23 protein-coding genes are annotated in these 22530 nt (G+C 64.4%); 13 read left to right on the top strand and 10 right to left on the bottom strand.

All coding sequences use genetic code 11. The features are described from left to right. Positions 1–27: 27 nt before the first annotated feature. On the bottom strand, positions 28–2919 hold the full coding sequence (locus tag IE100_RS09575; protein ID WP_189373857.1) for an Rne/Rng family ribonuclease: 2892 nt from the start codon (positions 2917–2919) through the stop codon (positions 28–30). A gap of 511 nt (positions 2920–3430) precedes the next feature. Between IE100_RS09575 and IE100_RS09570 the strand changes: the two genes are divergently transcribed. The 8 genes from IE100_RS09570 to IE100_RS09535 are packed head-to-tail and all read left to right on the top strand — an operon-like array spanning position 3431 to position 9367. Next, the gene (locus tag IE100_RS09570; protein ID WP_189373856.1) at positions 3431–4372 is read left to right on the top strand and encodes an RluA family pseudouridine synthase; all 942 of its coding nucleotides are present in this window, start codon (positions 3431–3433) and stop codon (positions 4370–4372) included. Then, on the top strand, positions 4369–5028 hold the full coding sequence (locus IE100_RS09565) for an HAD-IA family hydrolase (RefSeq protein ID WP_189373855.1): 660 nt from the start codon (positions 4369–4371) through the stop codon (positions 5026–5028). Before IE100_RS09570 ends, IE100_RS09565 begins: the two co-directional genes overlap by 4 nt. After that, positions 5004–5366, top strand: a complete 363-nt coding sequence (locus tag IE100_RS09560; RefSeq protein WP_189373854.1) for a Rieske (2Fe-2S) protein — start codon at positions 5004–5006, stop codon at positions 5364–5366. The genes IE100_RS09565 and IE100_RS09560 overlap by 25 nt, the downstream gene beginning before the upstream one ends. Before the next feature lie 39 nt (positions 5367–5405). Continuing rightward, positions 5406–6338, top strand: coding sequence for a S49 family peptidase (locus tag IE100_RS09555; protein ID WP_189373853.1), 933 nt, complete (start codon positions 5406–5408; stop codon positions 6336–6338). Positions 6339–6357: 19 nt separating this feature from the next. Then, positions 6358–7179 (top strand): flagellar motor protein MotD, encoded by an 822-nt coding sequence (gene motD, locus IE100_RS09550; protein WP_189373852.1) that lies wholly within the window; start codon positions 6358–6360, stop codon positions 7177–7179. Between the two features lie 28 nt (positions 7180–7207). Continuing rightward, complete coding sequence (locus IE100_RS09545; protein ID WP_189373851.1) at positions 7208–7798, top strand: malonic semialdehyde reductase; 591 nt, start codon at positions 7208–7210, stop codon at positions 7796–7798. Positions 7799–7842: 44 nt separating this feature from the next. After that, a complete protein-coding gene (locus tag IE100_RS09540; RefSeq protein ID WP_189373850.1) occupies positions 7843–8871 on the top strand; it encodes a quinone-dependent dihydroorotate dehydrogenase in 1029 nt (342 codons plus the stop codon). 25 nt (positions 8872–8896) lie between these two features. After that, a complete protein-coding gene (locus tag IE100_RS09535; protein ID WP_189373849.1) occupies positions 8897–9367 on the top strand; it encodes an outer membrane lipoprotein in 471 nt (156 codons plus the stop codon). 82 nt (positions 9368–9449) lie between these two features. On the opposite strand, the gene IE100_RS09530 is transcribed toward IE100_RS09535, so the two are convergent. From IE100_RS09530 to fur, 3 genes are read right to left on the bottom strand one after another with little or no spacing between them, the layout of a single operon-like run. Further along, positions 9450–10175: an arginyltransferase gene (locus IE100_RS09530; RefSeq protein ID WP_189373848.1), complete on the bottom strand. Its 726-nt coding sequence runs from the start codon at positions 10173–10175 to the stop codon at positions 9450–9452. Beyond that, entirely contained in the window at positions 10159–10824 is a 666-nt protein-coding gene (gene aat, locus IE100_RS09525) for a leucyl/phenylalanyl-tRNA--protein transferase (protein ID WP_229800318.1), read from the bottom strand. Before aat ends, IE100_RS09530 begins: the two co-directional genes overlap by 17 nt. Positions 10825–10859: 35 nt before the next feature. Then, positions 10860–11297 carry a ferric iron uptake transcriptional regulator gene (gene fur, locus IE100_RS09520; protein WP_189373943.1) on the bottom strand — a complete coding sequence of 146 codons (438 nt, stop codon included), beginning with the start codon at positions 11295–11297 and terminating at the stop codon, positions 10860–10862. An 89-nt stretch (positions 11298–11386) separates the two neighbouring features. Here fur and IE100_RS09515 point away from each other — a divergent pair, with 89 nt between their 5' ends. The 5 genes from IE100_RS09515 to IE100_RS09495 all read left to right on the top strand — a co-directional run bounded on the left by IE100_RS09515 (position 11387) and on the right by IE100_RS09495 (position 15899). Then, positions 11387–11767: an outer membrane protein assembly factor BamE gene (locus IE100_RS09515; protein WP_189373846.1), complete on the top strand. Its 381-nt coding sequence runs from the start codon at positions 11387–11389 to the stop codon at positions 11765–11767. Further along, positions 11767–12570: a 4-hydroxy-tetrahydrodipicolinate reductase gene (gene dapB / locus IE100_RS09510; protein ID WP_189373845.1), complete on the top strand. Its 804-nt coding sequence runs from the start codon at positions 11767–11769 to the stop codon at positions 12568–12570. Before IE100_RS09515 ends, dapB begins: the two co-directional genes overlap by 1 nt. 18 nt (positions 12571–12588) lie before the next feature. After that, a complete protein-coding gene (locus IE100_RS09505) occupies positions 12589–13560 on the top strand; it encodes a FecCD family ABC transporter permease (protein ID WP_189373844.1) in 972 nt (323 codons plus the stop codon). Beyond that, positions 13553–14299, top strand: a complete 747-nt coding sequence (locus IE100_RS09500; RefSeq protein WP_189373843.1) for an ATP-binding cassette domain-containing protein — start codon at positions 13553–13555, stop codon at positions 14297–14299. The genes IE100_RS09505 and IE100_RS09500 overlap by 8 nt, the downstream gene beginning before the upstream one ends. 205 nt (positions 14300–14504) lie before the next feature. After that, complete coding sequence (locus IE100_RS09495) at positions 14505–15899, top strand: sensor domain-containing diguanylate cyclase (RefSeq protein WP_189373842.1); 1395 nt, start codon at positions 14505–14507, stop codon at positions 15897–15899. Positions 15900–16099: 200 nt separating this feature from the next. On the opposite strand, the gene IE100_RS09490 is transcribed toward IE100_RS09495, so the two are convergent. From IE100_RS09490 to IE100_RS09465, 6 genes are all read right to left on the bottom strand, one after another. Further along, positions 16100–17614 carry a SpoVR family protein gene (locus IE100_RS09490; protein ID WP_189373841.1) on the bottom strand — a complete coding sequence of 505 codons (1515 nt, stop codon included), beginning with the start codon at positions 17612–17614 and terminating at the stop codon, positions 16100–16102. A gap of 34 nt (positions 17615–17648) precedes the next feature. Beyond that, positions 17649–18923 (bottom strand): YeaH/YhbH family protein, encoded by a 1275-nt coding sequence (locus IE100_RS09485; protein WP_189373840.1) that lies wholly within the window; start codon positions 18921–18923, stop codon positions 17649–17651. 74 nt (positions 18924–18997) lie between these two features. Continuing rightward, positions 18998–20926 carry a PrkA family serine protein kinase gene (locus tag IE100_RS09480; protein WP_189373839.1) on the bottom strand — a complete coding sequence of 643 codons (1929 nt, stop codon included), beginning with the start codon at positions 20924–20926 and terminating at the stop codon, positions 18998–19000. A gap of 195 nt (positions 20927–21121) precedes the next feature. After that, entirely contained in the window at positions 21122–21433 is a 312-nt protein-coding gene (locus IE100_RS09475; protein ID WP_229800316.1) for a PilZ domain-containing protein, read from the bottom strand. Continuing rightward, positions 21420–21977, bottom strand: coding sequence for an NUDIX domain-containing protein (locus tag IE100_RS09470; RefSeq protein ID WP_189373837.1), 558 nt, complete (start codon positions 21975–21977; stop codon positions 21420–21422). The genes IE100_RS09475 and IE100_RS09470 overlap by 14 nt, the downstream gene beginning before the upstream one ends. Further along, on the bottom strand, positions 21964–22491 hold the full coding sequence (locus IE100_RS09465) for a DUF2062 domain-containing protein (RefSeq protein ID WP_189373836.1): 528 nt from the start codon (positions 22489–22491) through the stop codon (positions 21964–21966). The genes IE100_RS09470 and IE100_RS09465 overlap by 14 nt, the downstream gene beginning before the upstream one ends. Positions 22492–22530: the final 39 nt, after the last annotated feature.

Below are 22530 nucleotides of genomic sequence, written 5' to 3'. Positions count from 1 at the left end.
TTTTCCGGGCTTGACGCCTGCATCAACTTAGGCGTCCGGGCTAGCCGGGGCTTGAGTCTGCACCTGCACCAGCTCGACAGGTGCCTCGCCATCTTCAGCCTGGCGCACCACCTCGCGGCGACGCTTGCCCTTCTGCACCGGCTCTGGCTGCACCACCTCCGGCAACTCGCTGGCGGCACGGGTAGTCACCATCACCAGCCCGGCTGACGCAACAACCTCAGCCGCCACTACCGGCGTTGGCTCGACCACGGCTTCTGCTACCGCCGCCAGTACTTCCTCGACCGCAGCGACTTCGGCAGCGATCTCGACAGGTACTTCAGCCACCGGTTCGGATAGCACTTCCGCCACTTCTGCAACGTTGGCCGCAGGCTCTGGCTGGATCTCGGTCACAGCCACCACCTCAACCGCTGCGTCAGGCGCAGGCTCTGCCGCCTCCGCAACAAGCTCCGGCGCGGCCGGCTCGACGGCTTCCACCGCAACGGCTTCGGCAAGCTCGGCTTTCGCCACCTCCGCCGCAACCACCGGCTGTGCCGCTTCCTCGGCCGCCACTGGCACCACCTCGGCCACGACTACGGCATCGGCCACCACCTCGGTCGCCTGCTGTTCGGCAGTCACGTCGGCACCGGCCTCAGCGCCTACGGCCGCGTCATCACGACGGTCACGACGGCTGCGACGACGACGACGCTCGCGTGGCTCGCGCGCTTCGCGCTCGCCCTGCTCCGGCGCAACCGCGGCCTCTGTCACCACCGCATCGCCAGCCACGGCATCCGCCGCTGGCTGTTCGGTTTCCAGCTCCGGCGCCTGCACCACTTGCTGTTCCTTGGCGACACGCTGTTGCTCGCGTTCACGGCGACGCTCATTGCGCTGATTGTCACGCTGCTCTTTTACCGCACCATCGGCTGCGGCATCGCTGCGCGCCACCATTGCATTCGCGTTATCGCGTGGCTCACGCGGTTCGCGTTCACGGCGCGGCGCACGCTCGGCACGAGTCGGCACCTGACCTTCTTCGCGCACCTCGTTGCGACGATTGTCGTTGCGTGGCTGGCGTTCCTGGCGTTCGGCACGGCCTTCGCCCGGTGCACGTTCTTCCCGTTCGCGGCGACCGTTGCTGCGGCGCTCGCCGTTGCGCTGGCGCGGATTGCGCGCTTCGCGCTGCGGACGCTTCTCTTCGACCACCGGCTTGGCTTCGACCACCTGCGGCTCCGGCGACAGTACCGACTTGAACCAGCCGACCACACGGGCCAGCAGACCCTGCTCGGCAACCACTATCGGGGCGGCGGCGACCGGCGCTACCGGTTCGGCGGCCTGCGGTGCCGGCTGGGCCGGGGTCACACCCTTGACCGCAGCTTCCTGACGCTCCAGCTTCGGCTTTTCCTGGCCGAACGGGTGCGAGGCGTCTTCCTCCGGCATTTCGACGCGCTGATAGCTCGGCGCATCGCCCACTTCCGCCAGATCGTCGTGGCGTACGCGCACGATCTTGTAGTGCGGGGTTTCCAGATGCAGGTTAGGAATCAGCACCACCGCCACGTCCAGACGCGCTTCGATGGAGTAGATCTCGGCACGCTTCTCGTTGAGCAGGAAGGTGGCCACGTCGACCGGCACCTGCGCGTGTACCGCGCCAGTGTTTTCCTTCATCGCCTCTTCCTGGATGATGCGCAGGATGTGCAGCGCGGAGGATTCGATGCCGCGAATGAAGCCGATGCCGTGGCAACGCGGGCAGGCTTCGTGACTGGTTTCACCCAGGCTAGGCTGCAGGCGCTGACGCGACAGTTCCAGCAGGCCGAAACGCGACAACTTGCCCATCTGCACGCGGGCACGGTCGTGCTTCAGCACGTCGCGCAGGCGGTTTTCCACGTCACGCTGGTTCTTCTGGCTTTCCATGTCGATGAAATCGATCACGATCAGGCCACCCAGATCGCGCAGGCGCAGCTGGCGGGCGATTTCTTCCGCCGCTTCCAGGTTGGTGCGGAACGCGGTGTCCTCGATGTCGGAACCCTTGGTGGCACGTGCCGAGTTCACATCGACCGACACCAGCGCCTCGGTATGGTCGATCACGATGGCACCACCGGACGGCAGGGTGACGGCGCGCGAGAACGCGGTTTCGATCTGGTGTTCGATCTGGAAACGGGAGAACAGCGGCACCGGGTCCTTGTACAGCTTCACGCGGCCAACGTTGTTGGGCATCACGTGACTCATGAACTGGCGGGCCTGTTCGTAGATTTCTTCGGTATCGATCAGGATTTCGCCGATGTCGGGCTGGTAGTAGTCGCGGATGGCGCGAATCACCAGGCTGCCTTCCTGCAGGATCAGGAACGGCGCAGCCTGGGCGCCGGCGGCGCTGTCGACCGCACGCCACAGTTGCAGCAGGTAGTTGAGGTCCCACTGCAGCTCTTCCAGCGAACGGCCGATACCGGCGGTGCGCGCGATCAGGCTCATGCCTGCCGGCACCTCCAGCTGCGACAGCAGGTCTTTCAGCTCCTGACGCTCCTCACCCTCGATGCGGCGCGACACGCCACCGCCACGCGGATTATTAGGCATCAGCACCACGTAGCGGCCAGCCAGGCTGACGTAGGTGGTCAGTGCGGCGCCCTTGTTGCCGCGCTCGTCCTTCTCGACTTGCACGACAACCTGCATGCCTTCACGCAGTACGTCCTGGATACGCGGACGGCCGCCTTCATGCTGCTGAAAATAGCTGCGGGAAACTTCCTTGAACGGCAGGAAACCGTGACGGTCGGTGCCGTAGTCGACAAAACACGCCTCCAGCGACGGCTCGATCCGGGTGATGGTGCCCTTGTAGATGTTGCCCTTGCGCTGTTCTTTACCGACGGTTTCGATATCGAGGTCGATGAGCTTTTGCCCGTCGACGATGGCGACACGCAGTTCTTCTGCCTGTGTCGCATTAAAAAGCATGCGTTTCATGAATCATGTCCCTACGCGTGCACTCACGCTAGGGGTACAGCAAGTATTTGACGGCTCAATGAGTGTAATGAGCGCATGCCGTTAAGAAGTGTCGGAGTAAAGAGCAACTGAACTGCGATCGGGTTAAGCCAACTTCTTGTTCTACACGCGGCCCCTGCTGCGCCAGCTTCGGCGCTTACCAAACCCACCCTGCCTTGGCGGCAGGATAGGCAAAATCGGGTGGCCACGTCGGGTCAAATTTTGCTGCGAAGCTTCGGTGCGGGCCTTATCGCCCCGAAACGGGAAACTGGCGTGAGTGCGTCATGCATCCAAATGCATTAACATCGCTACTTCGGGGTGAGCGAGATAACCATGGCTGCGCCCGGTACAACCGGCGTCAGGTCAGGACCAATGTCCTGCCGGCCGGTTTTTGTTGCGCAGCAGCGCCGCAGGCAGTATTGTCTGCGACCCATTTCCGGTGTGCTACACATCGCACTATTTCAGGCGAAGGAGCCAACGGAGTATAAGCAATATGACTGACATTCGCAAAGATTCCGTTACATTCATCACCGTCGACGAAAACGGTGCCGATCAGCGCCTGGACAACTACCTGACCCGCCTGCTCAAGGGCGTGCCGAAAAGCCATATTTACCGCATCATCCGCTCCGGCGAGATCCGCGTGAACAAGGGCCGTGCCGACGCGATGCAGCGCCTGCAGCAAGGCGACGAACTGCGCATCCCGCCTATCCGCCTCGCCGCCAAGGCGAGCGACGGCCAGGTGGTGCCCGGCGCCAATTTCCCGATCGTGTACGAGGATGACGCACTGTTGGTGATCAACAAGCCGGCCGGCGTCGCCGTGCACGGCGGCAGCGGCGTGTCCTTCGGTGTCATCGAGCAATTGCGCAAGGCGCGCCCGGACGCGCGCTATCTGGAGCTGGTGCACCGCCTCGACCGCGAGACCTCCGGCCTGCTGATGATCGCCAAGAAGCGCTCGGCGCTGGTCAAGCTGCACGAGATGATCCGCAACGACGTACCGCAGAAGCGCTACTTCGCGCTGGCGCTGGGACAGTGGCCGGACAAGGTCCGCCACGTGAAGCTGCCGCTGCACCGCTTCCACACCCCGAGCGGCGAGCGCATGGTGCGGGTCGACGAAGCGCTAGGTATCTACGCGCACACCATCTTCACGGTGCAGCAACGCTATCGCGATTTCACGCTGCTGGAGGCGCTGCTGCGCACCGGCCGCACCCACCAGATCCGTGTGCACATGCAGGCTAACGGCTGCCCGATTGCCGGCGACGAGAAGTACGGTGACTTTGCCGCCAACCGCGAGCTGCAGCGCCACGGCCTGAAACGCATGTTCCTGCATGCGGCCAACCTGGTGCTGCCGCACCCGCTCACCGGCGAGGAGCTGCAACTGCAGGCACCGCTGCCGCCCGAACTGACCCGCTTTCTGGATACCCTGCCCCAATCATGACTAGCCGTTTCGATCTGATCGTGTTCGACTGGGACGGAACCCTGATGGATTCCACCGCCCACATCACCAGCTCCATCCAGGCCGCCTGCCAGGACCTCGGCCTGCCGATCCCGCCGCGCGAGCGCGCCAGCCACGTGATTGGCCTCGGCCTGGTCGACGCCATGCGCGTGGTGTGCCCGGGCCTGCCCGAGCCGCGCTACCAGGACATGGTGCAGGCCTACCGCCATCACTATCTGGCCGGCGACGAGACCATCGAGCTGTTCGATGGCGTGGCCGAAGGGTTGGCCGCACTGGAAGCCGCCGGCTACCTGCTGGCGGTGGCCACCGGCAAGAGCCGCGTCGGTCTGGACCGCGCTCTGAACGTGACCGGCCTGACGCCCCACTTCCTCGCCACCCGCACCGTCGACGAGTGCCACTCCAAACCGCACCCGCAGATGCTGCTGGACATCACCGCACAGCTGGGGGTGGCACCGGAGCGCACGCTGATGGTCGGCGACACCACCCACGACCTGCAGATGGCGCTCAACGCCGCCACCCTCAGCGTCGGGGTCAGCTACGGCGCGCATCCGGTCGAGGACCTGCTCGACTGCGAACCGCTGGCGATTTTCGATGTCTTTGACGACCTGCAACAATGGTTGATCCAGCAGCGCAGCTGATCTGCGACGCCGACGCCCTACAGGACGGCGGCAACGGCGTGCGCTTCGAGATCCGGCAACACGGCGAGACGGCGGCCGCATTTGTCATTCGTCATGGCGGCGTGGTATACGGCTATCTCAACCGTTGCCGCCATGTGCCGGTGGAGCTGGACTGGCAGGAAGGCCGCTTCTTCGATGGCGATGGCGACTACCTGGTCTGCAGCATGCACGGCGCGCTGTATCTACCGGACAACGGCTACTGCGTCGCCGGTCCCTGCCGCGGATTATCGTTGCAGTCGCTCGCAGTCACCGAGCACGAGGGTCGGATATACTATTTGCCGCACGCCGACGGCGCCTGAGGCGCCTTGCGGCCAACGTTGCGGAAGATCGAGGCAAGCATGGAGCAAGAACCCAAATGGGAGCGCCAGCTGATTGAAAAGCTGGCTGGCGCGGCACTACTGGAACAGAAGCGCACCCGCCAGTGGAAGACCTTCTTCCGGCTGGCGTGGCTGTTGCTGATCGGCACGCTGCTGGCGATGTTTTTCTGGCAGGACGAACAGGACAGCGGCACGCTGGGCGGCAAGCACACCGCGGTGATCTCGCTGGACGGCGTCATCGACAGCGAAAGCAACGTCAGCGGCCGGCTGCTGGAAGGCCTGGAGAACGCCTACAACGATCGCAACACCAAGGGCATCATCATCCGTGCCAACAGCCCCGGCGGCAGCCCGGTGCTGTCCGGCATCGCCAATGACGAGATCCGGCGCCTGAAAAAACTACACCCTGCCATTCCGCTGCACATGGTGGTAGAGGAAGTATGCGCCTCCGGCTGCTACTACATCGCCGCCGCAGCCGACAAGATACACGTCGACAAGGCCAGCATCATCGGCTCCATCGGCGTGGTGTCGGACGGTTTCGGCTTCGACAAGGCGATCGAGAAGCTCGGCATCGAGCGCCGGCTGACCACCGCCGGCAGCAACAAGGCGATGAACGACCCGTTCTCGCCGCGCGACCCGCAGCAGCAGGCCATCCACCAGTCGCTGCTCGACGAAATCCACCAGCAGTTCATCGCGGTGGTGAAGCAGGGACGCGGCAGCCGGCTGAAGGCCGACGCCGAGGTCTTCAGCGGCCGGGTATGGCTGGGCAGCGGCAGCATCGCGCTGGGGCTGGCCGACGGCCTGGGTTCGGTCAGCTCGGTAGCCCGCGAGCAGATCCAAGCCGAAGAGCTGGTCGACTTCACCCCCAGCGACGACTTCGGCAACTTTTTTGCCAAGCGCATCGGCGTCAGCTTTGCCGGCGGCATCCGTGCGCTGTTCGATACCCGCCTTTTCTGACCGCTGACACGGAGCATTCATGGCACGACGCCGCAAACAGGAAGAAGTCCACGAGAACCACGAACGCTGGCTGGTTTCCTACGCCGACTTCATCACCCTGCTGTTTGCCTTCTTCGTCGTGATGTACGCCATTTCCCAGGTCAACGAGGGCAAGTACCGGGTGTTGTCGACGTCGATGATCGACGCTTTCCGCAGCGGCAACCTGGCGATCCAGGCCACGCCGCCGTCCGGCAGCGCCAACACCATGATCGAGATTCCCAATACCAAGCCGATCGCCACCGCGGTCGAGGGCCAGCAGCGCTTGCAGGAACGCGCGCGCCTGAAACAGCTGGCCGACGACATCGGCAAGAGCCTGGCGCCGCTGATGCAGGGCGGCCAGGTCAGCATGCGCCAGGACGACGAAGGCATCCATATCGAGATCAAGGATACCGCGCTGTTCCCGGTCGGCCAGGCGCTGCCGACCGGCAACTCGCCGCAGATCCTGTCGGCGGTAGCGCAGCAGCTGGCGCAGGTGCCGAACGAGGTGCGGGTGGAAGGCTTTACCGACAACATCCCGATCCGCAACGCCTTCTTCCCGTCCAACTGGGAACTGTCCGCCGCCCGCGCCGGCAGCATCGTGCGCCTGTTCATGGAAAACGGCATCGCGCCGGAACGGCTGGTGGCCATCGGCCGCGCCGAGACCATGCCGGTGGCCAACAACGCCTCCGCCGACGGCCGCGCCCGCAACCGCCGCGTGGCGATCACCATCATTGCCAAGACCAGCGGCAAGAGCGAGGACATCGCCGCCGCGACCGCCGCACAGCCGGGCAACCTGCTGCCGACCTCGGTCACCGCCCCCTGAAACACCGCCAAGTAGAGAGACCATCCGCATGAGCACACCTGTCAGCCACGCCGCACTGGAACAACTGTTCCTCAACGCCCGTACTCACAGCCACTGGCAAGACCGCCCGGTCAGCAAGGACACCCTGCACCAGCTGTTCGAGCTGATGAAAATGGCGCCGACCAGCGCCAACTGCTCGCCGGCACGCCTGGTATTCGTCGAGTCGCCGGAGGCCAAGGCCAAGCTCAAGCCCTGCCTGTCGGAAGGCAACCGGGACAAGACCATGGCGGCGCCGGTCACCGTGATCGTCGCCATGGACCTGCAGTTCTACGAACAGCTGCCGCGCCTGTTCCCGCACACCGATGCCCGCAGCTGGTTTGCCGGCAACGACGCCGTGATCCAGTCCACCGCCATGCGCAACAGCTCGCTGCAGGGCGCCTACCTGATCATGGCCGCGCGCGCGCTGGGATTGGACTGCGGTCCGATGTCCGGCTTCGACAACGCCGCCGTGGACGCCGCCTTCTTCCCGCAAGGCAACATCAAGAGCAACTTCCTGATCAATCTCGGCTACGGCGACGCCAGCAAGCTGTTCCCGCGCGCGCCGCGCCTCGGCTTTGACGACGCCTGCCAGATCCTTTAACCCTGTTGTGGCGCGCGCCGCGCCCGCGCCTTACGGAGACACCCATGCTTTACCCGCTGTTACGCCCCTTGCTGTTCCGCACCGATGCCGAATCCGCGCACGAAACCACCCTGTCGCTGCTGGATACCGCGTATCGCCTGCAATTGACCGGCTTGCTTAGCCGCAAGGTTGGCCGCAATCCGGTAAAAGCCATGGGCCTGACCTTCCCCAATCCGGTCGGCCTCGCCGCCGGTCTGGACAAGAACGGCGACCACATCGACGCCCTCGCCGCGCTGGGCTTCGGCTTCATCGAGATCGGCACCGTGACGCCGCGCCCGCAGGACGGCAACCCCAAGCCGCGCCTGTTCCGCGTACCGGAGTACGAAGGCATCATCAACCGCATGGGCTTCAACAACAAGGGCGTCGACGCGCTGCTGCAGAACGTGCGCAACAGCCACTTCCAGGGCATTCTCGGCATCAATATCGGCAAGAACGCCAGCACGCCGATCGAGAACGCCAAGGACGACTACCTGACCTGCCTCGACAAGGTGTACGAGTGTGCCAGCTACGTCACCGTCAACATCTCGTCGCCCAACACCAAGAACTTGCGCCAGCTGCAGCAGTCCGATGAGCTGGGCGAGCTGCTCGCCGCGCTGAAGAACCGCCAGTCGCGGCTGGCCGACCAGCACGGCCGCTACGTGCCGCTGGCGGTGAAGATCGCGCCGGATCTGGACGCGGAACAGACGCAGGAGATCGCCCGCCTGCTGACCGAGCACCAGCTGGACGCGGTGATCGCCACCAACACCACGCTGTCGCGCAGCGAGATCGCAGGTCATCCGCTGCAGAACGAGGCCGGCGGCCTGTCCGGCGCGCCGGTGCGCGAGCGCTCGACGCAGCTGATCCGCAACCTAGCGCGGGCACTGGACGGCGCACTGCCCATCATCGGTGTCGGCGGCATCCTGTCCGGCACCGACGCCCAGGAGAAGATCGACGCCGGCGCCACGCTGGTGCAGCTGTACTCCGGCCTGATCTACCGCGGCCCAGGCCTGATCAACGAATGCGCCGAAGCGCTGCGCAGCAAGCGCCACGGCTGACACCCTGCCCACGAAAGGGGACATCATGAAGCGCAGACTACTGCAACTGGGCGGCATCGCCCTGCTGGCCGCCGGCCTTGCCACCGGCTGCGCCAACACCTCCGACTCCGGCCAGGTCTACAGCAAGGACCAGATGCGCCAGGCGCACGTGGTCGAATTCGGCCAGGTGATCGCCGTCAAGAACGTGCTGATGGAAGGCAACCGCAACGAGCTGCTGACCATGGGCGGCACCGCGCTGGGCGGTCTGGCCGGCAGCCATGTCGGCAAGGGTAGCGGCGCCGTCGCCGGGGCCATCGTCGGTGCCATCGCCGGCGGGATGGCGGCACAATCGGCGCAGCAGTCGCTGAACACCAAGCCGGCGCTGGAAATCACGGTAAAACTGGATAACGGCGGCAAGATGCTGTCCATCGTGCAGGAAGCCGACGTGCCGTTCAGCCAGGGCCAGCGCGTGCGGGTACTGAGCGGCGGCGGCACCACCCGCGTCAGCCCGCTGTAAACGGGCGGCTCTCGCAAAAAAAAACAGGCACCCGCGGGTGCCTGTTTTTTTTACCCTGTTTTCGTTGCAAGGTTGGCCGCAATCAGGGCTCGAACGCGTGCCAGCGGCCATCGTCCAGCCGCTCCAGCGGCCGGTAGCGCGTCTTGTACGCCATCTTCGGCGACTCGGCGATCCAGTAGCCGAGGTAGAGATAGGACAGCTGCAGCCGGCGCGCGAGATCCACCTGCCACAGCACGTTGTAAACGCCGTAGGCGGTGCGCGGCTGGTCCGGATCGAAGAAGGTGTACACCGCCGACAGGCCGTCATCCAGCCGGTCGATCAGGCTGACCATGCGCAGCACGCCCTGTTCGCGAAACTCCACCAGCCAGCTCTCGACCCGGCTCTTCAGGATGAACTCCGCGTACTGGCCCGGATCATCCTCCGACATGCCGCCACCGTCGTGGCGCGCCTGCTGGTAGCGGCGGTACAGCTGGAAATGCTCGTCGACAAAGCTGAGCGGCAGGATCTGCGCACTCAGCTCGCCATGGCGGCGCAGCGTGCGACGCTGGCTGCGGTCCGGCACGAAGCGCGCCACCGGGATGCGTACCGGCACACAGGCGCGACAACCGTCGCAATACGGGCGGTAGGTGAAGTGGCCGCTGCGACGGAAGCCCAGCCCCACCAGCTGGCTGTAGACCGTGCTGTCGATCGCCTCCGCCGGCACCGCAACCTGGGAGCGGGCCTGGCGGTCATCCAGATAGCTACAGGCATACGGGGCCGTGGCGTAGAAATGAATGATGGCAATGGCGTCGTTATCGCGATGGCTCATGATCGTAGACGTAATCCCACACGGTATCCGGCAATGGACAACGCAGCAGCTGCTGCACCCGGGCGACAAACAGCTCCCGCCCGATCAGGTGCGCACCGAGGCTGGCAAGGTGCGCGGTCGGCATCTGGCAGTCGATCAGCCCGACACCGTGAGCGAACAGGTGCTGCGCCATGTGGATGAAGGCGATCTTGGAGGCGTCGCGCCGGCAGTGGAACATCGACTCGCCGTAGAACATGCCGCCGATGGCGACGCCGTACAGCCCGCCGGCCAGCTCGTCATCCATCCACACTTCAAAGGAATGGGCATAGCCCTGCCGATGCAATTCAGTATAGGCGGCGATCATCTCCGCGGTGATCCAGGTGCCGCCCTGCTCGTCGCGCTGCACGGCGCACGCCTGCATCACGGCGCCGAAGGCGCGGTCGGTGGTCACGCGGTAGCGACGGTTGCGCAGCACCTTGGCCATCGAACGCGAGACTTTCAGTGCGCCCGGCTCCACCACCATGCGCTGCGACGGCGACCACCACAGGATGGGATCGTCCGGAGAGAACCAAGGAAAAATGCCGTGCGAATAGCCGGCAAGCAGACGGGCAACGGACAGGTCGCCGCCGGCGGCCAGCAGGCCGTCCGGCTCGGCCAATGCCTGCGACACGGGCGGGAATTGCAGCCCCCGCCCCAGCCAGGGAATCATCGACGGAAAGGCTTGCGCTCGCTCTTGCTGCAGTCTGCGCATTCACCGTACAGATAGAGCGAGTGGTCCTGGATGCTGAAACCGTGCTGCGCGGCGATCTGGTTTTGCAGCTCCTCGATCTTCGGATCGAAGAACTCGGTCACCTTGCCGCAGCGGTAGCACACCATGTGGTCGTGATGGCCGCCTTCGTTCAGTTCGTAGACCGCCTTGCCGGACTCGAAGTGGTGACGGATCAGGATACCGGCCTGTTCGAACTGGGTCAGCACGCGATAGATGGTGGCCAGACCGATATCGGCATCTTCGGCGATCAGCTTCTTGTACACGTCCTCGGCCGACAGATGGCGATCCTTGCTGTTCTCGAACAGCTCCATGATACGCAGGCGCGGGCCGGTTGCTTTCAGGCCGATGTCTTTGAGATGGCTGGCTTTGTTCATCATGGGGGGTGGGTATCTTTGAAGAGTAGTCTTACAGTATGATAAAACCTTTTCCTGGATTCCCCAACCCGTACGGTGGTGTGGTCACGATGTTCAAGACAATTTCTACGCTTTTCATCAGCAGCCTGCTGTTGTCCGCCTGCTCCTCAGTCAATCCGATGACCTGGTTCACCCCTCACCGCATGGTGATCCAGCAAGGCAATTACGTGACAGAAGACGCGGTCGCCCGCGTCAAACCGGGCATGACCCGCTCGCAAGTACGCTTCCTGCTGGGCACCCCGCTGCTGAACGACCTCTTCCACGCCGACCGCTGGGACTACCCGTACCGCATCGAGCGCCAGGGCCAGCCCGCAGAAGAAAAACGCCTGACCGTGTTCTTTGACAAGGACACCGTCACCCGCGTGGAAGGCAACGCCTTCCCCGCCACCCGCCCCGCTATCGACAACCCACCACCTGCCGGACAGAATTGATGAGCCTGAATATTGTCATCGTCGGCGCCGCTGGCCGCATGGGCCGCACGCTGATCGAATCCGTACTCGACACCCCTGAGGCCCGCCTGCACGCGGCGCTGGAGCGCGAGGGATCGCCGTTCGTCGGCCAGGATGCCGGCCTGTTCATGGGCCGCGACACCGGCGTCAAGATCAGCACCGACTTCAACGCGGCGCTGGACGGCGCGCACGTGGTGATCGACTTCACCCGCCCGGAAGGCACGCTCACACACCTGGCCGCCTGCGTCGAGAAGAAGGTGCAGATGATCATCGGCACCACCGGTTTTGACGACGCCGGCAAGGCAGCCATCGCCGCCGCCGGCGAGCAGATCGGCATCGTGTTTGCGGCCAACTTCAGCGTGGGGGTGAACCTCACCTTCAAGCTGCTGGACATGGCGGCCCGCGTGCTGAACGAAGGCTACGATATCGAGATCACCGAGGCGCACCACCGCTTCAAGGTCGACGCCCCGTCCGGCACCGCGCTGCGCATGGGCGAAGTGGTGGCCAATGCGCTGGGCCGCGACCTGAAACAGTGCGCGGTCTACGGCCGCGAAGGCGTCACCGGCGAGCGCGACCCGGGCACCATCGGCTTTGCCACCGTGCGCGCCGGCGACGTGGTCGGCGACCACACCGTGCTGTTCGCCGCGCTGGGCGAGCGCGTGGAGATCACCCACAAGGCTTCCAGCCGCGCCACCTTCGCCAACGGCGCGGTGCGCGCCGCCAAGTGGCTGGCCGCCAAGCCGCACGGCGTCTTCGACATGCAGGATGTGCTGGGCCTGCATTGATGCCTGCTTCACACTGACATGTCGGCACGCACGCTGCTGATCCTGCTGGCCAGCCTCACCGGGCTGGCCTTCTTCATTTCCCTGCTCGCCGGCGAACACGCCGGCGCCAGGTTGGCCGCACTGCTGGCGCTGCCCGGCCACGACGCGCTGGAGCGCGAGCTGTTGCTGGCGTTGCGCCTGCCGCGCGTGCTCAGCGCCGCTGCCGCCGGCGCGCTGCTGGCCACCGCCGGCCTCGCCATCCAGGCCCGTTTTCACAATGACCTGGCCGAACCGGGCCTGATCGGCATCTCCGGCGGCGCGGCACTGGCCGCCGCGCTGGCGCTGGCCGCCAGCTGGCCGATGCTGGCGGTCTCCGTCGCCGCCTTTGGCGGCGCGCTGGCGGCGCTGTTGCTGGTCAGCCATCTAGCCCGCGGCCGCGCCACCGCCACGCTGATTCTGGCCGGCGTCGCCGTCAACGCGCTGTGCGGCAGCCTGCTGACGCTGCTGATCAGCACCCTGCCCGATGGCGCGCTGCGCAGCGTCACCTTCTGGCTGATGGGCAGCTTTGCCGGCAGCGACGGCCGCCAGGCGTGGCTGCTGGCGCCGCTGGCCGTCGCCGTCACCGTGGCGCTGCAGCGCCAGGGACGCTTCCTGCAGGCGCTGCAACTGGGCGACCGTGCCGCGTTCTACAGCGGCTTCAACGTTGGCCGCAACGGTGCCGTCACCATCGCGCTGGCGGCACTGGCCGCCGGCGTGGTGGTGTCGCAGTGCGGCATGGTCGGCTTTGTCGGACTGATGGCGCCGCACATCCTGCGCCGCCTGACCGGGCTGCACCTGCCGACGCTGCTGAAACTGGCGCCGCTGGCCGGCGCCCTGCTCACGCTGCTGGCCGACCTCGCCGCGCGCGAGCTGCTGTACCCGGCCGAGCTGCCGGTGGGGGTGATCACCAGCCTCGCCGGTGCGCCGTTCTTCCTGTACCTGCTGACCCGTAAACGGCCAAGCCATGCTTGAGATCCGCCGGCTGTCGCTGCGCCACCCCGCCCCGCTGCACGACATCAGCCTTGCCTGCGCCGCGGGCGAGCTCACCGTCATCCTCGGCCCCAACGGCGCCGGCAAGAGCACGCTGCTGCACGCCATCGGCGGCTACTACCCGGCCGCGGCGGGCGAGATCCTGCTCGCCGGCGAACACCTTGCCGACCTCGACGCCGGCCGCCTCGCCAGCTGCCGCGCGTTGGTCGAACAGCACCCGGCACGGCCGGCAGGCATGCGGGTGGCCGATCTGCTGTGCATCGGCGTGGCGCAGCCGGACCCCGCGATACTGGTGCAGGTGTTGGCCCTGAGCGACTGCCAGACGCTGCTGGCGCGCGACTGCGCCAGCCTGTCCGGCGGCGAGCTGCAGCGCGTGCACCTGGCGCGGGCGCTGCACCAGTTGCTGGCCAGCAAGGCCCCACAACGCTACCTGCTGCTGGACGAACCGACCGCCGCGCTGGATATCGGTGCCGCCAACCAGCAGCTGGCCACCCTGCGGCAACTGGCGCAGCGCTGGCAGCTGGGCATGATCGCGGTACTGCACGACGTCAACCTGGCGCTGCGCCACGCCGACAAGGTGCTGCTGCTCAAGGACGGTGTGCAAATCGCCCACGGTGACACGGCGCAGGTGATGACCCAGGCGCGGCTGGAGCAGGTCTACGACACCCGCCTCGCCGAGCTGAGCGATCATCACGGCCAGCGCGCCTTCATCGCCTGCTGAGCGGCGCGCGACGCCGACCGTAGCGGCTACACAATAAAAGCCTATCGAAGCCCGATGGCATTGCGAACGCCGCGCTAAAGATGTCATAAAGTGCTGCCGGCGTGCGGCAACGACAGGCTACAATCGGCAAACCACCAGCGTTGCCGGCAACACCAGTGCGCCGCAGCGTTCAGCCTTTACCGCGTCGCCCGCTTCGAGTCACCGCATGAAAGACAATTTCTCCGCCACGCCCAGCCGGCCGGCCATGATCCTGGCCGGGGTGCTGATGCTGCTGATGACGGCCGCGGCCGTGTTATTGCTGCCCTACGCCACACAGCCCATCGCCGGCAGCAATCTGCGGCCAGTACTGATCACCGCACTGGCGGTCAACAACAGCATCATCGCCTACCTGATCCTGCTGCACTTCTACGTCAAGCGCCGCCCCGCCACCGGTCTGCTCGGCACCGCCTTCGCCTACTCGGCGCTGATGGCCAGCTACCAGCTGCTGATGCTGCCCGAACTGTTTCCCGGGCAGCACGGTCTGCAGCCCGGCTCGCACCTGAGCATCTGGCTGTGGTTCGCCCGCCTAGCCGGCTTTGCCATGCTGATCATGCTGGCGATGTTGTGCCTGGCCTGGCAGCCGAAGCCGCCGCTTTCACCACACCTGAGCAGCGGCTTCCTGCTCGGCTGTCTGCTGCTGGCGGTGTCGCTGATCTGGCTGGTGACGCAGTGGTTGCCACCTTATCTGCCCGACCTGGGACGGCTGGTCAGCCAGCAAGGCGATTATCGGGCACTGCGTGATAGCGGGCTGGTGATTGCCCTGCTGCTGTGCTGGGGCGGCGCGCTGCTCAGCGTGCTGCTGGTGACGCGGCTGCGCAGTGCCTTCCACTGCTGGCTTGCACTGTGCTGCTATGGCTACCTGCTGTATCTGGTGCTGCTGTTTTCCTCCAGCCAGCGGCTGACGGTCGGCTGGTACGCCTCGCGCTTTTTCGAACAGTTCGCCGCCACCATCATGCTGGGGGCACTGCTGTTCGAGGTGTTCCGCCTGCAGAAGCGGCTGCAAAGCTCCTACAGCCAGGCCTACGAGACCTCGATCCGCGACAGCCTGACCGGCCTGTTTTCGCGCCGTCACTTCGACGGCGTGCTGGACGCCATCCGCCATCGCCCACCGGAGCTGGTGCGCCCGTTTACCGTGCTGATGGCCGACATCGACCACTTCAAGCGCTACAACGACAGCTTCGGCCACGTGCAGGGCGACGACTGCCTGCGCCAGATTGCCCTCTGCATGGCGCAACAGCTGCGCGATGGCGACACCCTGGCCCGCTACGGCGGCGAGGAATTCATCGCGATTCTGGATGGCTGCGATGAGCTGCATGCGGCGCAGATTGCCGAGCGCATCCGCGGCGCGGTGGAGCAGCTGGCCATTCCGGCAGCCAGCGACAGCCCGGCGCAGCGCGCGGTGGTGACCGTCAGCATCGGCTTGTATTGCCAGCCGGCAAGCGCGCTGGCGGAGGCGGAACACCAGCTGGTCGAACAGGCCGACAAGGCGCTGTACCTCGCCAAGCATCAGGGCCGCAACCAGGTCTGTCGCCTGCCGGGCGCCGCCTTGCCGGCGGGCTGACGGCAGCCGTTCGTCTTGGCGGCAGGCCGAGGCCTGTCGCCGATGCGTGCCCCATGTGGTCGCGCCCCTCGGTCCGGCAGGCAACGCCAGCGCGGCCCGCACCTCGCCATCAGCGCATCTCGCCCCCCGAGCGACGCGGGCAAAAACGACTTGCGGCCAACGTTGGCCGCAAGTTTTTCGCATCGACAGACGCCGGTACCTTACAGGCTGGCTACTGCCGCCTCCGGATGGCAGTCGAAACGCTGCTGCACCGTGCCGTCGCTGTCGACACTTTCCAGCTTGACGCCGAAGCCCCACAGCCGGGCGACATGCTTCAGCACCTCCTGTGCGCTGGCCTCGTCCAGCGGCTTGCGGTTGTGACGGGTATGGCGCAGCGTCAGGCCACGGTCGCCCCGCACGTTCACCGACCACACCTGGATGTTCGGCTCGCGCGAGCCGAGGTTGTACTGCTCCGACAAGGTAGCGCGAATCGCCTGGTAGCCCTGCTCGTCGTGAATGGCGGACACCTCCAGCTTGTCGTCGCGGTCGTCGTCGCGGATGGCAAAGAAACGGAAATCGCGGATCAGCTTGGGCGACAGATACTGCGAGATGAAGCTCTCGTCCTTGAAGTTCTTCATCGCGAATTCCAGCACCGGCCGCCACGGCGTGCCGGCGATGTCCGGGAACCACTCGCGGTCCTCGTCGGTGGGGGCCTCGCAGATGCGCTTGATGTCCTGGTACATGGAGAAACCCAGCGCGTACGGGTTGATGCCGTTGTACCAGCGCGCGGTCACCGGCGGCTGGTACACCACGTTGGTGTGGCTCTGCAGGAATTCCATCATCGCGCCATCGGTCAGCATCTCCTTGTCGTACAACCGGTTCATCAGCGTGTAGTGCCAGAAGGTGGCCCAGCCCTCGTTCATCACCTGGGTCTGGCGTTGCGGATAGAAATACTGCGCCACCTTGCGCACGATGCGCACGATCTCGCGCTGCCACGGTTCCAGCAGCGGCGCCGATTTCTCGATGAAATAGAGGATGTTTTCCTGCGGCTCCGACGGGAAGCGCGGCGCCGCCCGGCTGGCACCGTCCTTTTCCCGGCGCGGAATGGTGCGCCACAGGTCGTTGACCTGCAGCTGCAGGTAGTTCTCTCGCTCGACCTGCCGCGCCTGCTCCTCGGCCAGCGACAGTTTCTGCGGCCGCTTGTAGCGGTCGACACCGTAGTTCATCAGCGCGTGGCAGGAATCCAGCAGCTCTTCCACCGCGTCGATGCCGTAGCGCTCCTCGCAGCGGCTGATGTACTGCTTGGCGAACACCAGGTAGTCGATGATGGCCGAGGCGTCGGTCCAGGTGCGGAACAGGTAGTTGCCCTTGAAGAAGCTGTTGTGACCATAGGCGGCATGGGCGATCACCAGCGCCTGCATGGTCATGGTGTTCTCTTCCATCAGGTAGGCAATGCAGGGGTTAGAGTTGATCACGATTTCATAGGCCAGCCCCATCTGGCCGCGCTTGTAGCCCTTCTCGGTCTGCACGAAGTGCTTGCCGAAGCTCCAGTGCTGGTAGTTCACCGGCATGCCGACCGAGGAATAGGCGTCCATCATCTGCTCGGCGGTGATGATCTCCAGCTGCACCGGGTAGGTGTCGAGGTGAAACTCGCCGTGCGCGATCTCGCGGATGGCGGCGTCGTAACGTTCAATCAGGTCAAAGGTCCATTCGGAGCCGGTAGAGATCGGTTTCATGATGCCTCGCTCTCCATATTGTGTGCGCCGGGGGCTAGCTGCGGGTGGCAGGCTGGCGCTTGAACAGCTCGCGGAACACCGGATAGATGTCTGCCGGCGAGCCGATCTTCTGCATCGCGAAGTGCTTGTAGTGCTCCGCCACTTTCAGGTACTCGTACCACAGGTTTTGCGGCTCGCCCTGGGTGATCTCGATGTAGGCGAAGTACTGGCACCACGGCAGCAGGCTTTCCTGCATGATGCGGCCGCAGTTGGCCGAGTCGCTGTCCCAGTTGTCGCCGTCGGAAGCCTGCGCCGCGTAGATGTTCCAGTCGCGGTTGGCGTAGCGCTTCTGCACGATGTCGTGCATCAGGTTCAGTGCCGACGACACCACGGTGCCGCCGGATTCGCGCGAATGGAAAAAGTCCTGCTCGCTGACCTCGACCGCACTGGTGTGGTGGCGGATGAACACCACCTCGATCTTTTCGTAATTGCGCTGCAAAAACAGGTACAGCAGGATGAAAAAGCGCTTGGCCATGTCCTTTTTCGACTCATCCATCGAGCCGGACACGTCCATGATGCAGAACATCACCGCCTGGCTGGTCGGCTTGGGCTGCTTGATGCGGTTGTTGTAGCGCAGGTCGTAGGGGTCGATGAACGGGATGCGGTTGACCTTCTCGCGCAGCGCGTGGATGCGCTTGCGCCGCTCGCGCACTTCCGGGCCGTTGTCGGCGTCGGACTCCAGCAGCGTGTCGAGGTCTTCTTCCGCCTCGCGCAGCTGGCGCAGCGTCGGCGCCGCCATCGCCACCCGCCGTGCCAGCGCCCCGCGCAGCGAACGCACGATGCTGATGTTGGCCGGGGTGCCGTCATTGGTGTAGCCGGCGCGCACCGACTTCATTTCCTCGATGCCCATCAGCTGGGTCTTGATCAGGTTGGGAAGTGCCAGGTCCTCGAAAAACACGTTCATGAATTCTTCGCGCGACAGCTGGAAGGCAAAGTCGTCCTCGCCCTCACCCTCGTTGCTGGCCTTGCCGCCCCCTCCCCCGGCACCACCGCCCTGCGGACGGTTGATGCGGTCGCCGCGGATGAACTCTTCGTTGCCGGGGTGAACCTGGTCGCTGCGGCCACCGCGTCCATGGTGAAAACTCGGCTCGGAGATGTCCTTTACCGGGATGGACACGCTCTCGCCGCTGTCGATATCGGTGATGCTGCGCCCCTTGATGGCCTTGCCGACGGCCTCCTTGATCTGGGCCTTGAAGCGCCGCAAAAAACGCTCGCGGTTAACCGCCGACTTGTTCTTGCCGTTGAGTCTTCTGTCGATGATATTCGACATGATTGTCTCCTAGCCTTGTGTGCGGTACGCACGTTGGCCGCAGGCCCCGCGGCCAACGTTGGCGCCGCTATTGCTCAGGACGACTTGCGCACCCGCAGATACCATTCGCACAGCAAGCGGACCTGTTTCGGGGTGTAGCCTTTGGTCACCATGCGGTTGACGAAGTCTTCGTGCTTCTTGGCCTCGTCGGCGCTGGCCTTGGCATTGAAGCTGATCACCGGCAACAGCTCCTCGGTGTTGGAGAACATTTTCTTCTCGATGACCGTGCGCAGTTTCTCGTAACTGGTCCAGGTCGGGTTCTTGCCGGCATTGTTGGCCCGCGCCCGCAGCACGAAGTTGACGATCTCGTTGCGGAAGTCTTTCGGGTTGGAGATGCCGGCCGGCTTCTCGATCTTTTCCAGTTCGGCGTTGAGCGCATTGCGGTCGAAGCTTTCGCCGGTGTCCTGGTCGCGATACTCCTGATCCTGAATCCAGTAGTCGGCAAAGGTCACGTAACGGTCAAAGATGTTCTGGCCGTACTCCGAGTAGCTTTCCAGATAGGCGGTCTGGATTTCCTTGCCGATAAATTCGACATACTTCGGCGCCAGAAACTCCTTGATGAAGGTGAGATATTTCTGCTCCAGCTCCGGTGGAAACTGCTCGCGCTCGACCTGCTGCTCCAGCACGTAGAGCAGGTGTACCGGGTTGGCCGCCACCTCGGTGTGGTCGAAGTTGAACACCTTGGACAGGATCTTGTAGGCGAAACGGGTCGACAAGCCGCTCATGCCCTCGTCGACGCCGGCGAAATCGCGGTACTCCTGCTGCGACTTCGCCTTCGGATCGGTGTCCTTCAGGTTTTCGCCGTCGTAGACCTGCATCTTGCTGAACAGGCTGGAGTTTTCCGGATCCTTCAGCCGCGACAGCACCGAGAACTGCGCCATCATCTTCAGGGTGCCCGGTGCGCACGGCGCGCCGCCCAGCGACGAGTTGCGGATCAGCTTGTCGTAGATGCGGGTTTCGTCGGTAACGCGCAGGCAGTACGGCACCTTGACGATGTAGATACGGTCGAGGAAGGCCTCGTTGTTCTTGTTGTTGCGGAACTGCTTCCATTCGCTCTCGTTGGAGTGGGCAAGGATGATGCCGTCGAACGGAATGGCGCCAAAACCTTCGGTGCCCTTGAAGTTGCCTTCCTGGGTGGCGGTCAGCAGCGGGTGCAGCACCTTGATCGGCGCCTTGAACATTTCCACGAACTCCAGCAGCCCCTGGTTGGCCAGGCACAGGCCGCCGGAGTAGCTGTAGGCATCCGGGTCATCCTGGGCGTAGCTTTCCAGCTTGCGGATGTCGACCTTGCCCACCAGCGAGCTGATGTCCTGATTGTTTTCGTCGCCCGGCTCGGTCTTGGCCACCGCGATCTGTTTCAGCACCGAGGGATAGCGCCGTACCACGCGGAACTGGCTGATGTCGCCGTTGAACTCGTGCAGGCGCTTCACCGCCCACGGGCTGGGGATACCGCGCAGGTAGCGGCGCGGAATGCCGTACTGCTCTTCCAGGATCGGGCCGTCCTCGTCGTAGTTGAACAGCCCCAGCGGCGACTCGTTGACCGGGCTGCCCTTGACGGCATAGAACGGCACCCGCTCCATCAGCTCTTTCAGCTTCTCGGCAATGGAGGACTTGCCGCCGCCGACCGGCCCCAGCAGATAGAGAATCTGTTTCTTCTCTTCCAGCCCCTGCGCGGCATGGCGGAAATAGGACACCACCTGTTCCACCACTTCTTCCATGCCGTAAAAGTCACGGAATGCCGGGTAAACACGGATGATCTTGTTGCTGAAAATGCGCGACAGGCGGGGATCATGGCGGGTATCGACCACTTCCGGCTCGCCCACCGCCATCAGCATGCGCTCGGCGGCAGACGCATAGGCGGTGCGGTCCTGCTTGCACAGTTCCAGATACTCCTGAATGGTCAATTCTTCTTCGCGAGTGCGATCGAAACGGGAAGCGAAACTGCTGAAGATGTCGGGGCTCATGGCTTAACCCTCCTGCTGGAGGCAAGCGGAGCGGGAACGGTGCCGATCGCACCGCTCTTCCCCCTTGCCAAGTTATCAGTGGACTAACAAGCTGCATCTGTTTTTTTGGGTATAGCACAGTAGCGCTGCTGCAAATAAAAAAAGCCGCCATTCCAGCGACTTTTTTAGGACAAGCAATTCATGCAAATGAATTAACTAGCGTTTGATAATTTTTGCGCCGATTTCATACAGCTTACCGCGCTCCACCTCGTTGCAGCGCCGCACTTCCACCACCACCTCGAACGGCTTGCTGTACACCTCGCCGACCGGTGGCACGATGATGGTGACCTCCAGGATTTCGCCGAATTGCGGCACGAACGCGGAGCGGATGGCGAGCCCGTCCACCGACAGATCCACGCATTCGCCATAGTGGGTTTCGCCGGTATGGCGCGATTTCATCTTGGCACGGCAGCCCATGCGCAGGCGTTTGCCGCCCCGACGCTCGTGATGCGCGTCAAAGGGCTTCACAGCGCAGCTCCCCGCGTTGCCATGCGGCCAACCAGTGCAGGCCGACGAGGCTCTTGCTGTCGCAGATGCGGCCATCCAGTGTCATCGTCATTACCTCGGCCAGTGGCACAGTCAGCACTTCCAGGAATTCGCCCTCGTCCAGCTGCCGCTCGCCGGCGGTCAGCGCGGTCGCCAGATAATAGTGAATCACCTCATCAGAATAGCCGATGCACGGATAGGCCTTGCCCAGATAAAACCAGTTGGCCGCCCGATAGCCGGTTTCTTCCAGCAGTTCGCGCCTGGCGGTATCCAGCGGCGCCTCCTGCGGATCGATCTTGCCGGCCGGAATCTCCAGAAAAGTGCGCGCCAGCGGATAGCGGAACTGGCACTCCAGCAGCAGCTTGCCGTCGTCGGACAGCGCCAGCACCGCCACCGCGCCGGGGTGACGGATGTACTCGCGCCACGCGGGGCTGCCGTCCGGCAGCGCCACGCTATCGCGCTGCACCTTGATGAAGCCGCCGCTGAACACCTGCTCGCCGGCCAGTTTCTTTTCAGTCAGATCCACGAACTTCCTTTCGCTTGCGCCACTGCCGCAACACGGCGCATTGCCATAACAGCATCACGATAACATATCCGGTGAGGCCGAAGGTCAGCCCCAGCGCCGGCACGCCCACCACCAGCGGCCACCCCATGTGCAGGGTCCACCCCACAACCGCGTGCTGCCATTGCCACAGGTGTTCGCCGTCAAATGCCGGGAACGGCGGCATCACCAGTTCGCCGTTGATGCCCAGCAACTGCTTGCCCAGTTCGAAGGCCAGGTAGTACAGCGGCAGATAGGTCAGCGGGTTGGTATACAGGGTGCAGGCCAGCGCCACCGGCAGATTGATGCGAAAAAGCAACGCGAGCAACGCCGCCGTCAGCATCTGCGTCGGCCCCGGCATCAGCCCGGAAAACAGGCCGACCGCCACCGCCAGCGCCACCTTGCGCCGCTGCAGGCTCCACAGCGCGGCATGACCCAGATACGGGGCCAGCGGCCGCAGCAGGGCCGAATTGGCCAGCCACACTCCCGGGTGCGGCATATGTCGCAATAACCAGCGTTTGACACTCATAGGCTACCT

Origin of the sequence: Vogesella alkaliphila (assembly GCF_014652475.1) — a bacterium.
Lineage (GTDB): Bacteria > Pseudomonadota > Gammaproteobacteria > Burkholderiales > Chromobacteriaceae > Vogesella > Vogesella alkaliphila.
The sequence above is the reverse complement of the archived record's forward strand: the minus strand, read 5'-3'. Positions and strand labels throughout refer to the sequence as shown.